The organism is Staphylococcus xylosus, assembly GCF_002732165.1.
GTDB lineage: Bacteria > Bacillota > Bacilli > Staphylococcales > Staphylococcaceae > Staphylococcus > Staphylococcus xylosus.
In genome coordinates this window covers 47527-60974 of the sequence record NZ_MRZO01000002.1, presented here as the reverse complement: position 1 = coordinate 60974, position 13448 = coordinate 47527, and the positions used below count along the sequence as shown (strand labels likewise).

Annotated in this window: 13 protein-coding genes; 8 read left to right on the top strand and 5 right to left on the bottom strand. The window is 31.1% G+C overall.

The genetic code is table 11. The features are described from left to right. Positions 1 to 311: 311 nt before the first annotated feature. Positions 312 to 1619, top strand: a complete 1308-nt coding sequence (locus BTM19_RS03750; RefSeq protein WP_058626010.1) for a peptidoglycan recognition protein family protein — start codon at positions 312 to 314, stop codon at positions 1617 to 1619. Between the two features lie 144 nt (positions 1620 to 1763). Here BTM19_RS03750 and BTM19_RS03745 read toward each other — a convergent pair whose 3' ends face one another. Both BTM19_RS03745 and BTM19_RS03740 read right to left on the bottom strand, forming a co-directional pair. Beyond that, the gene (locus BTM19_RS03745; protein WP_058626011.1) at positions 1764 to 2267 is read right to left on the bottom strand and encodes a hypothetical protein; all 504 of its coding nucleotides are present in this window, start codon (positions 2265 to 2267) and stop codon (positions 1764 to 1766) included. A gap of 220 nt (positions 2268 to 2487) precedes the next feature. Next, positions 2488 to 3354, bottom strand: coding sequence for a LysR family transcriptional regulator (locus BTM19_RS03740; protein WP_029378828.1), 867 nt, complete (start codon positions 3352 to 3354; stop codon positions 2488 to 2490). 143 nt (positions 3355 to 3497) lie between these two features. Here BTM19_RS03740 and BTM19_RS03735 point away from each other — a divergent pair, with 143 nt between their 5' ends. Genes BTM19_RS03735 through BTM19_RS03720 form a run of 4 tightly spaced genes read left to right on the top strand, consistent with a single transcriptional unit; the run spans position 3498 to position 7676 of the window. Then, positions 3498 to 4652 (top strand): PrpF domain-containing protein, encoded by a 1155-nt coding sequence (locus BTM19_RS03735; RefSeq protein ID WP_029378829.1) that lies wholly within the window; start codon positions 3498 to 3500, stop codon positions 4650 to 4652. A 4-nt stretch (positions 4653 to 4656) separates the two neighbouring features. Then, entirely contained in the window at positions 4657 to 5655 is a 999-nt protein-coding gene (locus tag BTM19_RS03730) for a Bug family tripartite tricarboxylate transporter substrate binding protein (protein ID WP_042363423.1), read from the top strand. Positions 5656 to 5675: 20 nt separating this feature from the next. Then, positions 5676 to 6161 carry a tripartite tricarboxylate transporter TctB family protein gene (locus BTM19_RS03725; RefSeq protein WP_029378831.1) on the top strand — a complete coding sequence of 162 codons (486 nt, stop codon included), beginning with the start codon at positions 5676 to 5678 and terminating at the stop codon, positions 6159 to 6161. 18 nt (positions 6162 to 6179) lie between these two features. After that, the gene (locus BTM19_RS03720; protein ID WP_029378832.1) at positions 6180 to 7676 is read left to right on the top strand and encodes a tripartite tricarboxylate transporter permease; all 1497 of its coding nucleotides are present in this window, start codon (positions 6180 to 6182) and stop codon (positions 7674 to 7676) included. A gap of 180 nt (positions 7677 to 7856) precedes the next feature. On the opposite strand, the gene BTM19_RS03715 is transcribed toward BTM19_RS03720, so the two are convergent. Then, on the bottom strand, positions 7857 to 9161 hold the full coding sequence (locus tag BTM19_RS03715; protein WP_029378833.1) for a TrkH family potassium uptake protein: 1305 nt from the start codon (positions 9159 to 9161) through the stop codon (positions 7857 to 7859). A gap of 151 nt (positions 9162 to 9312) precedes the next feature. Continuing rightward, a complete protein-coding gene (locus tag BTM19_RS03710) occupies positions 9313 to 10053 on the bottom strand; it encodes a poly-gamma-glutamate hydrolase family protein (protein ID WP_037557271.1) in 741 nt (246 codons plus the stop codon). Between the two features lie 263 nt (positions 10054 to 10316). Here BTM19_RS03710 and BTM19_RS03705 point away from each other — a divergent pair, with 263 nt between their 5' ends. The 3 genes from BTM19_RS03705 (at position 10317) to merA (ending at position 12687) form a co-directional block, all read left to right on the top strand. Beyond that, on the top strand, positions 10317 to 10721 hold the full coding sequence (locus tag BTM19_RS03705; protein ID WP_029378834.1) for an SRPBCC domain-containing protein: 405 nt from the start codon (positions 10317 to 10319) through the stop codon (positions 10719 to 10721). A 222-nt stretch (positions 10722 to 10943) separates the two neighbouring features. Then, complete coding sequence (hypR, locus tag BTM19_RS03700) at positions 10944 to 11378, top strand: redox-sensitive transcriptional regulator HypR (protein ID WP_029378835.1); 435 nt, start codon at positions 10944 to 10946, stop codon at positions 11376 to 11378. Beyond that, positions 11365 to 12687: a hypothiocyanous acid reductase MerA gene (gene merA / locus BTM19_RS03695; RefSeq protein WP_099265736.1), complete on the top strand. Its 1323-nt coding sequence runs from the start codon at positions 11365 to 11367 to the stop codon at positions 12685 to 12687. Before hypR ends, merA begins: the two co-directional genes overlap by 14 nt. A 386-nt stretch (positions 12688 to 13073) precedes the next feature. On the opposite strand, the gene BTM19_RS03690 is transcribed toward merA, so the two are convergent. After that, on the bottom strand, positions 13074 to 13253 hold the full coding sequence (locus BTM19_RS03690; RefSeq protein WP_029378837.1) for a hypothetical protein: 180 nt from the start codon (positions 13251 to 13253) through the stop codon (positions 13074 to 13076). Between the last annotated feature and the right edge of the window lie 195 nt (positions 13254 to 13448).

The window sequence follows — 13448 nt, the reverse complement described above, 5'->3', positions numbered from 1 at the left end:
GTACCAAATGGCAATCGCCAACATGCATCAATGGAAGCTTTATGGCCAATAAACTTATTGATAAACAAATGTAAGATAAGTAAATGTAGTGAGAGTAAGATGATGAAGTCAAAGATATTTGTGATTTCATAATCTTACTCATTTTTATTATATTTAAAACACTTAATATATAGAATGTCTAAAAAATAGTATGAAATAATAAAGCTTTTTGTAAAAATTTGAATAATATTATAAACTGTAAGAATTAAGATGTATTAATTAATATAGACGTTGCGATAAAATAGTGTTCTATAATAAAAGGAGTGTTTTAAATGAAGTATAGGTTAAGTTTATCATTAATAGTAGCGACGAGCTTAGTACTAAGTACTACCGTAGCATATGCACAGGAAGATAATGGAAAGCAAACGGCAGAAAAAGATAAGAAAGAGAATACAAGCAAGCCAATCGATTTTGATAAAGCACAAAAGATGAGTCCTCAAGCTTTAAAAGAACAACTAACACCTGAAGATTTACGATTACATAATAAGGTTGCAGAACATAATTCTAATTCAGTAGAAATGCGTAGTTTTGCAAATAGATCTTACCAAGACGTAAATACATATATTGCAAATAATAATATTAAACCAGCGCAAATCGTTCAAGATTCACGTATTAATAATTTACCAAAATATAATTATAAATCAGGAAAATTTATAGGAGTCGTTATACATGAAACAGCTAACCCTAATAGTACGATTGAAGGCGAAGTAAACTATATGTATAACAATTATCAGAGTGCTTTTGTACATGCTTATGCTAGTAGTGATAAAATTATCCAAACAGCACCAAGTGATTATTTAGCTTGGGGTGCAGGCGCAAATGCAAATCCATATTTCTATCAAATAGAGTTGACGAGATCAAATACATTTGATGGTTTTGCTAAATCTGTAAATAACCAAGCTTATTTAGCAGCTAAAATGTTGAAACAAAATGGACTAGCGCCATCATTGGCAGATAATAATCAAGGTACAGGTACAATTATTAGTCACAACGCTATTAGTCAATATTGGGGTGGCACGAATCATACAGACCCAGTAGGTTATTTCAACCAGTGGGGATACAACATGGACCAATTTTATAGTTTAGTTCAAAAACATTATAAAGAACTAAACGGTGGTGGTAATGATGACGCAATAACTGGCTTAACTTACAAAGTGGCTAAAGGCGATACATTATACAGTATTTCAAGACGAAGCGGCGTAGCAATTGATGACATTAAGAAATGGAATAATTTAAGCAACAATACATTATCAGTAGGACAAACATTAAAATTAAAAGCACCAAGTAATAGTGGTGAGATAACCGGAGATACGCATAAAGTAGTCTCTGGCGATACGTTGTATAATATTTCTAAAAGAAGTAATGTAAGTGTTGAAAATATCAAAAAATGGAATAACTTGAAAAATGATAGTATTAGCAAGGGGCAAACACTGTATTTAGTGAAGACATATACTGTGAAGAAAGGCGATACGCTGTATAGTATAGCTAAAAATCAAAAGACAACAGTAGACAAAATTAAATCCGACAATAAGTTGGATTCAAATAGTATTAAAGTAGGACAAATATTAAAAATTAAATAAGAAATGAAGCAGATTAGTAAGCAAAAAGACACTCCACCATTAGTTGATATTAGCAATGGTGAAGTGTCTTTTTTGATTATTTTTCGTTTATTATACCATCGTTATCTCTATCTTTAGATGAATCATAACCTCGCATATCTTTTGTTATTTCGCCAGGCTTAGGTACGTCGACATCTCGAGTATTTGGTAAATCATTTTTTTCTGGAGCATCAACTTCTGGTGCATTAGTATCAGGTGTGTCGATATCTGTGTTTGAGTTGTTTTGTTGATTTGTGCTGTCATTATAGTTGCTAGATGGTTGGCTTTGATTATTATTATAAGTATTGCCATTATCATTAGCGTTACTATTTTCGCTATTTTCAGAAGCATTACTTGGCTCTTCGTAATTATTGTCATTTGATTCTTGAGGCCATTTTCTTGAGTATTAATATCTTCGTTTTTGCTATTATTAGTGTCGTGATTTTTATTCACTTTCTCTTTATCTTTCTTTTTAGCATCAGAATTTTTTTGAGTTTCTTTTTTGATACTATCGTTATTATTTTCTGTATAGAAGAAAGCACTGCACCCACCAATCAATAATATAATAAGTAAAATTACAACTAAACATCCTAAGCAACCGATACATCCATTCTTTTTATTATCGTTCATCTCATTCTCCCTTAATTTTAATTCACATTTTATTGAACACAAAAATATAAATTATTAAATATATTGTACTGCATTTTAGTTCTGAGTGTAAATTTATACTTTTATGTGTAAGAGTAGAGCATATTTGATTAAGTTAGATAGAAGTGAGTAACAACATATAATTGAATTAAAGTATAATATTTATATGAAATGCATCGTTGTTCTATAATCATAGAGTACATTAAAATTCTAAATTAACATCCTTCATGAAATTGTAAAATGCTCTCACTACGGTATTATTAAGATATTGTTCTTTTAAAATCATATCTGTATTTCTAATGATATAGTTATTTTGTTGGTCTAAGCATGGTATTTTAGACAACTTATCATCATCTCGTAATAAAATGCCAGGCAAAATAGAAAAGCCTAAACCATTTTGGACAAATTCCTTACTTGTTTCCATATTGTCTACATTTATTGTAATAGAAGGTGGCTCTATAAATTTTCCAATCCACCAATCATCTATTAACTTATTTAGAGATGTATCGGTGTTATAATATATTCTGGGTAAATGAGGTAAATCAGTTATATCAATTGGATGTTTTGAGACGACATAAATCTTTTCTTTCATTAAACGAATTTTCTCTGACGAAAAGCTATAATCTCCTCTTAGTATGCCTACTTGAGAATAGTCATTATGGACAGATTTAAAAACCTCTTCGCTCCAACCAGTATTAACATCAAATTCTACTGCTGGGTATTTTTGACTAAACTCCGACAAAATTTTAGGAAGTTGATATCTTGAAAATATACTAGAAGCACTTAATCTTAATATACCTTGAACGGTATTTTCTTGACTTATTAGATCTTCTTTAAGTTTTTGATTATCTTTTAACATGGAAATTGCATAGTTTACAATCATTTCTCCTTGAGAAGTGAATACGACTCCTTTTTTATTTCTATGGATAATCTTCACATTAAATTCTTGTTCAATCTTATTAATTCTGTACGATACTGCAGGTTGTGATGTTCTCAGTGTTTTGCTTGTTTGTGTGATGTTTTTGCATTTAAATAATTCTCTTAAAATCTCCCAATCCATACTATCCATATATAATCCTCCTACAATTTTTTTGCATTATAAAATATTTTGATGACGAAACATAAAAAAGTAATATTTTATTTATCGAATATATATATATATACTTTATATAAGTTGACTGAATATTTCAATAATTAACAAGGGGGCATACTATGAATACTACAAGTTTAAAAATCCCATGTGTTCTAATGAGGGGAGGAACTAGCAGAGGTTTGATTTTTAAAGATACTGACTTACCTATAGATGAAAAATTGAAGGAAGAAGTGATTTTAAAAATTTATGGCAGCTCTGCTAACGGGCAGATTGATGGTATTGGCGGAGGTACTTCCGTTACTAGTAAAGTAGCAATTGTAGGTATGACGGATACAAATGATAGTGATATTTACTATAATTTCGGGCAAGTTGGAATTAATCAAAAAAGCATAGATTACAATGTTACTTGTGGTAATATGGCGTCGGCTGTAGGTTTATATGCAGTTGAGGAAGGTCTCGTAAAGAGAGAAGATGGTGAAACAACTGTTAGAATTTTAAATACAAATACAAATAAAATTATGGAAGTACGTGTTCCTGTATATCAAGGTGAAATCAAAAGTGTAGGTGATTTTTCAATTTCAGGTGTTGAAGGCACAGGAGCAAAAATTACGGTAAGTTTTATTGACTCATCTGGTGCATTTACTGGAAAATTATTGCCAACTGGAAATTTAGTTGACTATATTAAAATGGATGAAACTACATATAAAGTTAGTATATTGGATACTGGCAATATTGTTGCTTTCGTCAAAGCTAGCGATTTTTCTCTTGAAGGATTTGAATTAGCAAAGGACATCAATGAGCGACAGACTTCAACAGCAATTGAAAAGCTTCGGGTTAAGGTAGGTATTTTATTAGGATTATTTAGCGATGAAGATAATGTAAATCATGAATTGGAAGCATTACCAAAAATAACATTAGTCAGCGAACCAAAAGACTATATAACAGAACAAGGCAGTTTAATTAAAAAGGAAGATATTAATATAATAGGAAGATATATTTCTATGGGCAATTTACATCCAGCTTTTGCTGTTAGTGGCTCTATATGTTTGGCAACCGCTTGTAAAATTCCGGGGACAGTTCCCGCTGATGTTTGTCAAAAAAACGCACTAAACACAATAGAGATAGGACATCCTAGTGGTACCATTTCGTCTGAAGTTTTCATACAAAAAAATGAAAGTGCTTACAAACTGATTAAAGGAGGCACTGGTCGTACTGCTAGAAGAATCATGGAAGGAAATGCAGTTATTCCAATATCTTTAATGGATGGGAAGTGAAAATATGAGTAAAAAAAAGGGGTTACTCATCATTACATTGTCAATATTATTAGCAAGCTGCAGTGCAAAAGGAAATACTGGTAGTCATATAGATAAAGAGGCAATTAAAGCGTATCCGAATCAAACAATCAATATGATTATACCTTTTGGTGAAGGGAGTGCTAGTGACGCTTTTGTAAGGCAATATTCTCAGATTCTTTCCGAACGCTCTAATGTCAATTTCCAACCGATTAATAAGGATGGAAGTAGTGGTTTGTTAGGGATGCTATACACGTTTCAACAAAAAAATGATGGCTATAATGTGTTAGAGATTACACCATCTCAAGTAATTGCTGATAATTTAGATAAAAGTGAAAAGGTTAAGTTACTAGATGATTTTGAACCACTAGTACAAATTCAAAGCGATATCTATGTATTATCTGTTGCTGAAGATAGCCCAATCAAAAATTATGATGATTTAATTGAAAAGGGCAAGAAGGATAAACTTACGATTGGCGGGACAAGTTCGACAGGTTTAGATGACTTCGCAACTAGCAAATTTAAAAGCGAAGCCAATATAAATAGTGAATTTATTCCTTATAAATCAGGATCTGAAGTGAAAGCAGCAGCATTAGGTGGAGAAGTAGATGTATATCTAGATAAAGTTGTGAATGTTGTAGACTATGTTAAATCTAATAAAGTTAGGCCATTAGTTATTTTTAATGATGACAGAATTAATAAAATAGAAGAATTTAAAAGTGTACCTACTACAAAAGAAAAAGGTTTAGATGTAGATATTGGTTCATGGAGAGGTTTTGTTATCAAAAAAGGCACACCAGAAGCAGTCAAGAAACAGCTGACGAAACAATTAAAAGAGGCTTATGAAACTAAAGAATATAAAGAATATGCTAAAAATAATTTGGTTGATATAGGTGAGGGCTATTTAGGTCCTGATGAATTTGAGAAAAAGTTAGAAAAGGAGTATGAAAAATTCGATGAAATTTCAGATGATTTAGGCATTTAATCATGTAACGGGGGGATTATATGGGAAGTATATTATTTTGTTTCATTTTACTAATTATATTTATATATTTTTTGATTAACTCAATAAATATGGAGAATTTAAGAGACGTTGACCCAATTGGCGCGTCGGGTTTACCAACTTTTATACTTTTTATTCTAGTTGCATTACTTATTTATACATTAATTAAAGAGATTGTTAAATATAAGAAAAATAAAGAAAAAACAAAGCATAATGCGCTATTTACTAAACCAGCGCTCATTATAATGATTATAACTGTAGGCATAGCGATATTTATTTTAGTGTTAAATAAGATGGGATTTTTCTTATCATGTTTATTTTTAACGCCTCTATTATTAGTATTATTAGGCTCAAAAAATAAGATTCAAATTATTAGTTTCTCTGTAGGTATTCCAATACTTTTTACGTTCTTATTTGGAAACATACTAAGTATACCACTACCAAAAGGGATAGGAATTTTTTCTGAAATTAGTAATTTTATATATTGAGATATGGAGGTGTAATGAATGAATATAAGCTTATTGAAAGATTCTTTTTTAACGATAATTGAACCTACTAATATCATGTTAGTTGTATTAGGTTTGTTAGTTGGAATATTTTTAGGTGCATTGCCAGGGATAGGAGCTTCTATGGCGATTGTATTAGCACTACCTTTTACTTATTTCTTAGATGTGTTGCCTGCTATTGCATTATTATCAACAATTTATGTTGGGTCAGCTTATGGAGGGTCTATTACCGCTATTCTATTTAATACGCCTGGGACACCAGAAGCGGTAGCTACGACTTTCGATGGTTATCCTATGTCTCAGCAAGGAAAGTCGAAAAAAGCTTTGGGTTTAGCAATTAGTAGTTCAGCATTCGGTGGTATCTTTGCAGTAATTTTAATGTTTTCGCTGGCTTCTATACTTTCAGAGGTCGCGTTTAAGATACACGCTTCAGAATATTTTGCTTTAGCCATTTTAGGTATGACCGTCATTTCTGCTTTAGGCACCAGTAATATGGTTAAAGCTATTATATCAGGGCTTATTGGTATTTTTATTTCTACTATAGGTTTAGATCCATTAACAGCTACAGATAGATTTACGTTTAATACTTTAGAGTTGATGAATGGGATTGACTATATCCCGATTATGATTGGGGCATTTGCGTTAGGAGAAGTATTTTCACAAATTACTAATAATAGTCCACAAAATCTAAATACATCCTCAAAATTATCGCAAGGTATGTTCAAGTTTAAAGACTTTTTTGTATATAAATGGACTGCTTTAAAATCAGCAACAATAGGTAGTCTACTTGGTGTGCTGCCAGGAACAGGAGGGTCTATAGCCTCATTTGTGAGTTATGGAGTAGCTATGAAAACAGATAAAAATCCAGAAGAATTTGGAAAAGGGAAAGCAGAAGGTGTAGTTGCACCTGAAACATCTAATAATGCGGCAGCCGGAGTTTCAATGATTCCTACACTAATTCTTGGAATACCAGGTAGTCCAACAACTGCGGTAATATTAGCAGCTTTAGTACTTCAAGGTGTACAGCCAGGACCACAACTTATATCAGATCAACCTATACTTTTATATTCAATATTTTTAGCAATGTTATTCGCAAGTGTCACGACATTGGTTGCTGGTAGAGCAGGTGTTCAAGTATTTACATTATTGTTAAAAGCGCCCTATAGCATTATAGCAACGTTCATTATTATACTTTCTCTACTTGGTGCCTATGCTACAAACAATGACTTATTGAACGTTTGGATTATGTTATTATTTGGTGTTGTAGGATATTTAATGAAAATATATCATTTTTCAATTGCTTCACTAATTTTAGGAATTGTACTGGGGCCTTTGATGGAAACATCATTAAGAAGACATTTGTTAATTAACAACGGAGACTTTTTATCATTATTCCATTCTCCAATTACAGTTATTTTATTAGTTATTAGTATTCTAATCATTGTAGTACCAATTATTATGGATAAGAGAAAAGCAAAATCATCGAACTCTAATTAAGTTCTTTGAATAAAAATAATAGTTTTAAATGACTATTCTAAGCACTAAAAAAACAAAAATGATGATTTCCATCTAAATAAGTTGGAAATCATCATTTTTGTTTTTGGCTATATAATTATTATGCAGTTTATTAAAATTGTAAAATTAGCTTTCAATAACCGTTTGAGTTTGTTGCATTAACTATAAATGTACATTGCCTTTAGCGTAATAGAATAATGATTTCTTTTCAGTAATGAACAATTGAACAAACGTGAGAATACCAATTTTTCCAATTAGCATCGTGGCAATAATGATGATTTTCGTGGCTGTATGATAATCCAATGTAAAATTCATGCTCAGTCCTACAGTGCCAAAAGCTGAAATAACCTCAAATAATACAGTTGTGTATGGCGTGTGTGGGTTGAGCATACTGACTATCAGAGAGACGCTTAAGACAAATATAGTAGCACAGAGTGTAATTGTAACGGCTATATTTAAAGTTCTATTTGAAATGGATCGTTTAAATATGGAAGGATGCGTTTCATTTTTTAGTGTACTGGTAATGAACAATAGAGTTAAAACTAAGCTTGTTACTTTAATACCACCAGCAGCACTAATAGGAGCCCCACCAATAAACATTAACAGCATCATCATCATTGAAGTCGGTGCAGTGATTTGTCCAATGTCTACAGTGTTAAATCCAGCAGTACGTGTTGTGACAGATTGGAAGAATGAAGCTCCAATTTTTTCAGGAAGCGATAAATGATTTAATGTAGCATGATACTCTAAAATGAAAAATATTATAGAACCTAAAATAATTAATATAAGTGATGTGCTTAGCACAATCTTAGAATGTAATTTTAAGTTTACTAATTTTTGAGACATGATTAAATCAAAGAACACTAAAGGGCCGATGCCTCCCATAATAATGAGTAACGGGATAGTAATTGTAATAATTGGATCGTTAATCGTATTCATTAAATTATCTTTGAAAAGAGCAAAACCTGCATTATTAAATGCAGAAATTGATGTAAACATACTTAAAAATAAGCCTTGTCCAAAACCGTATTTAGGAACGAATGAGAGGGCAATAAATACTGCTCCTAAGATCTCTGTTGCGACACTGTATAGTACAAATTGAAGAATAAGGCGTATAATTCCTCCTGGTTTATCAATATTCCACATGGCCATCGCTAAATAACGATTTTTTATACTAATTTTTTTATTAATTAATATGAAGGTTAATAATGTGACTGTCACAATACCAAGGCCACCGATTTGAATTAAGAGCATAATAATAAGGTCGCCCAACCAATTGAATTGTGTTGAAACATCAACAGTTGTTAGTCCTGTTACTGTAAAGGCACTTGAAGCTATGAAGAATGCATCTATAAAATCAATGGGCTTTTTGCCGGTAACAGGTAAGTATAAAAGTACTGCGCCAACTAATGTTGTAATTATAAAAAGTAAAAGGTAAAAATACAAAGGCTTATTTAATATTTTCATTAGGTCATTTCCTTTACTGATTTTAATAAACAGTATTTTATACCTATTGTTTTAAAAAGCAAGTAAATGTAAAAGAAAATCTTTTGAAAAAACAAGTATGCAGAAATGCCTTCATAAATAAAAGGGGTTCTGGATACTATTGTAATTAACTTTAATTTGTTTGTTGCTTGATACCTTTAGTAACGGCTTCAGCAAAATCATAAATAGATTGTCTGTAGTTATTAGTGTTTTCACGTGTTTTTCTGTTGAAATCTCCATTATCAAAGAAAGATTTACGATATTTTGTTGAAATTTCTAATTGTACGCCAGATCCTGTGTCATTTTTATTGATGATGTTGTTATTAGAATCACCATTTACATAATTGGGACTTTGTTCAACATTAAATCCTTCCTTTTCTAATTCTTTTTGGATGGATTGAGACATATCTTTATCTTTTCCACCAATATAGACTACTTTTTTCTCGTCTCTAATTCCGTGAATAGAAATAGACTCGTTAGACTTATAAATCATATCTTTAAGTTTAGGATCGTCAAAACTAGTTGAAGTAATATGCAGCTTGGCGTTGTTAGATTTTAATAATCCTTCAAAACTATATAAATTAAAATTCCCTTTTTTAGAAATGATTTTTGCTAATTCAGAGGTCCCCGGTTCAATTCCACCGCCATGAATAGCAGTAATCAATATATCTTTATTGTTTGTTGTCTTTGTATTAATCTGCCAATCACGGCCTTCTGTTGTATCGGCTGTAAGATCTGAAAAATTTTTATAGTAATCCTGATTTTGTGGTTGATCATTTTTCCAGACATATAAAATATATAAGGAAGTTAAAATTACACCTACTATAAGTAACATGATCAAATAATATAAATAAGAATGGATTATATTTTTCATAGAAATCTCCCTTGATTTTATAGTTGCGATGTTGAAATTATAACAGAAATTAGCATAACACCGACTAATAGGTTTTTTACAATTGTATTACTATTTGAGTATTTAACATTTACAATCTTAATAAATATAATTTTATAATTCATAATATTTAGTGTGTAATTTTCTGAATTTCATAATGACATGTGCTTTGTGACATTAGTTCAAAATGAATATAATGGAAGTGGAAATTTTAGTATCTAACTTGAAGAGAGGGTGTGTGTAACTTGGATATCGTTACAAAAATGCAAGTAAACGTACCGAAAGAAAATGTGTTTGAAGCTTTTGTAAACCCAAATCAAATTGGAGGTTTTTGGTTTTCTTCAAGTTCAGAAAGATGGGAACAAGGTAAAACCATTACCCTATGTTATGAAGAATATAACGCAGAATTAGAGGTTCAGATAAACAGCATAGAGGACAATAAAAGTATTGAATTTATATGGGGAAATCATCCTGTAACAATTGAATTTGAAGGTATTGGTGAAAGTACTGTAGTAACTACAATTGAAAAAGATTTTGATACACAAGATGTAGAGCAATTATTAGGACAAAAAGAGGGATGGGTTTATATGCTTAGTTGCTTAAAAGCATATTTAGAACACAATGTAAGTATTCGAGCTGCAATATTATAATAATTGTAAAGTTTTAAAAAATTAATATAGAGTAATAAACTCCCATATTTATTAAAGATTTGGAAGCAGGATAGAAATCTAATTATTTTTTGATTTTTATCCTGCTTTATTTAATAACATAAAGTTATTTGGGAATATAGTAATTGTAAGCAAATAACTTTGCTGTTAAATTGAGAGAAGTTATAATGTAATTATTAAAGTTACAATTAAAAGGTGATGATTATGAATTTAGAGTTTAATATTGCGGTACATCTTTTGACCTTTTTAGTGAAACATCCGGGAGAACGATACTCAAGTGGTGAATTAGCAGAACGCATTTGTGTTAATCCAGTGCAATTACGACGTGTTACTAGAAAGTTAAATGAACAGCGATATTTGGATGCTACCCGTGGTAAGTTCGGTGGTTACCAATCAAATCAATCAACGAATGATGTAAATCTTGCAGATTTATTTGTATTATTCAATGAAGAAAAATCAGAAGGTAGATTATTTACTGGAGATGAGGATAGTGATTGTGAAATTTCCAAGGAAATAGGCCACACAATGTCTCTATTTCATCAAAGAGAGCAAGACTTATTAGTGACATATTATAAAAATATTACGATAAAAGATGTATTAAAAGATATATTAAAGGGGGATTCTCATGAAACAGTTTGACTTAATCATTGTAGGATTTGGTAAAGGTGGAAAAACGCTAGCGAAATTTGCTTCTGCACAAGGTCGAAAAGTAGCAGTTATTGAAAAATCGAAAAAAATGTATGGAGGTACATGTATCAATATAGGTTGTATTCCATCCAAAACACTAGTACATGAAGGACTGGAACATGGTTCTTTTGAGCAAGCATTTTCAAGAAAAACAGATGTTGTCAATGCATTAAATAGTAAGAATTATCATAACTTAGCTGATGATGACAATATAGAGGTGTTAGATTATACTGCTAAATTTAAATCTAATCATGAATTAAATTTATTAAATGATCAAGATGAAATTGTAGGAACTATTGGTGCAGAACAAATCGTCATTAATACAGGGGCTAAATCTATGATTCCAGCAATCGAAGGTATTGATTCTTCGCAATATTTATATGATTCAGAAGGTATCATGAATTTAAAATCCCAACCTAATCATTTAGTAATCGTTGGTGGGGGGTATATCGCATTAGAATTTGCCGCAATGTTTGCGAATTTTGGTACACAAGTAACTGTGTTAGAGCGTGGTAATGATATTATGACTAAAGAAGATAAAGATATTGTTGCTGAGGTCAAAAAAGACTTAGCAGACAAAAATGTGAATATCGTCTTAAATGCAGATACTAAGAAATTTGAGGATACAGATAAGGGGACGATTGTGCATACAACGAATGGTGAGTATGCTGCTGATGCTGTACTGATAGCAACAGGACGTAAACCTAATACCGACTTAGACCTTCAAAATACTGATGTGAAAATTGGTGACCATGGTGAAATTATAGTGAATGAATATTTACAAACAGATGCATCCAATGTTTATGCTTTAGGTGATGTCAAAGGTGGCATGCAATTCACATATATTTCATTAGATGACTTCAGAATTGTAAAAGAGCAATTGTTCGGGGAAGGCAAACGTTCTACGGAAAACCGTGGGGCTGTACCTTATACAGTATTTATAGATCCACCATTAGCACGTGTTGGATTAACAGGAAAAGAAGCGAAAGAACAAGGGTATGATATTATAGAAAGTGCTATACCTGTTAATTCAATCCCTAGACATAAAATAAACAATGACGGTAGAGGATTATTTAAAGCAGTAGTTAATAAAGATAATGAAGAAATTTTAGGTGCATCTCTATATGGTTTACAATCAGAAGAAATTATAAACTTAATTAAATTAGCAATAGATCAAAAATTATCTTATAAAGTATTAAAAGATAATATATACACACATCCTACAATGGTAGAATCGTTTAATGATTTATTTAATATGTAGGAGATAAAAGGAATGTCTGTACTACGATATAGATATAAGTGAGCTAACTCGTAATGGGTCAACTCAGACTTTGGTAGCAGTTTTTTGTGCACGCTTTCCGCGGTCATTGCCTTAGCCTGTAGTCTTCGGCTAGTGGTCTTTCCGCAGGAGTCGGCCCAAATCACTGCCAATATTACACTGAAAAGATTGTAATATGTAAGTCTAACAGTGGCGGTGTTTATTATGTTGAATAAATCGATTGATAAATGAGCCAGCCTTGATCTAAAAAATCATTACTATTTTGAAAAGCAATTATAGAAATATAAAGAGAGCTAACCTTATGGGTTAGCTCTCTTTATATTTTTTGACATGTGGATTAAACATTTTAGTAGGATTAATTTCAATCGTTATGCAACAATCACTCTAATGATTTGTCCTACGAAATAGAAAGCGCCAACGATAATACATACAACCCCGATACTAATATAACTTTGTTTTTTAGAAACACCTTCTTTTTTAGAAGTACGTTTATTCAAAATGAGTAACACAATACCAACAATAATAAGAACAATTGAAGCTATCCACATGATGTGTCCCTCCTTGATTTATATTTATTAAAAGTTGTTTATTATGTATTTACCCATCAATTACTAAGTAGTAACCTTATCAATCAAAGCAATTTTAGCATGAATATTTTGAGAAGTAGTAAACTAGATATTTGAATGAAATTATTAAAGATAAATTAATCATGTTAAAATGAAGATAAAGAAAATAAGAAATTA

What these genes read in the sequence shown, in the direction of transcription:
- BTM19_RS03750 (WP_058626010.1), top strand. Translation starts at nt 312, where the DNA reads ATGAAGTATAGGTTAAGTTTATCATTAATAGTAGCGACGAGCTTAGTA.
- BTM19_RS03745 (WP_058626011.1), bottom strand. Translation starts at nt 2,267, where the DNA reads ATGAACGATAATAAAAAGAATGGATGTATCGGTTGCTTAGGATGTTTA.
- BTM19_RS03740 (WP_029378828.1), bottom strand. Translation starts at nt 3,354, where the DNA reads ATGGATAGTATGGATTGGGAGATTTTAAGAGAATTATTTAAATGCAAA.
- BTM19_RS03735 (WP_029378829.1), top strand. Translation starts at nt 3,498, where the DNA reads ATGAATACTACAAGTTTAAAAATCCCATGTGTTCTAATGAGGGGAGGA.
- BTM19_RS03730 (WP_042363423.1), top strand. Translation starts at nt 4,657, where the DNA reads ATGAGTAAAAAAAAGGGGTTACTCATCATTACATTGTCAATATTATTA.
- BTM19_RS03725 (WP_029378831.1), top strand. Translation starts at nt 5,676, where the DNA reads ATGGGAAGTATATTATTTTGTTTCATTTTACTAATTATATTTATATAT.
- BTM19_RS03720 (WP_029378832.1), top strand. Translation starts at nt 6,180, where the DNA reads ATGAATATAAGCTTATTGAAAGATTCTTTTTTAACGATAATTGAACCT.
- BTM19_RS03715 (WP_029378833.1), bottom strand. Translation starts at nt 9,161, where the DNA reads ATGAAAATATTAAATAAGCCTTTGTATTTTTACCTTTTACTTTTTATA.
- BTM19_RS03710 (WP_037557271.1), bottom strand. Translation starts at nt 10,053, where the DNA reads ATGAAAAATATAATCCATTCTTATTTATATTATTTGATCATGTTACTT.
- hypR (WP_029378835.1), top strand. Translation starts at nt 10,944, where the DNA reads ATGAATTTAGAGTTTAATATTGCGGTACATCTTTTGACCTTTTTAGTG.
- merA (WP_099265736.1), top strand. Translation starts at nt 11,365, where the DNA reads ATGAAACAGTTTGACTTAATCATTGTAGGATTTGGTAAAGGTGGAAAA.
- BTM19_RS03690 (WP_029378837.1), bottom strand. Translation starts at nt 13,253, where the DNA reads ATGTGGATAGCTTCAATTGTTCTTATTATTGTTGGTATTGTGTTACTC.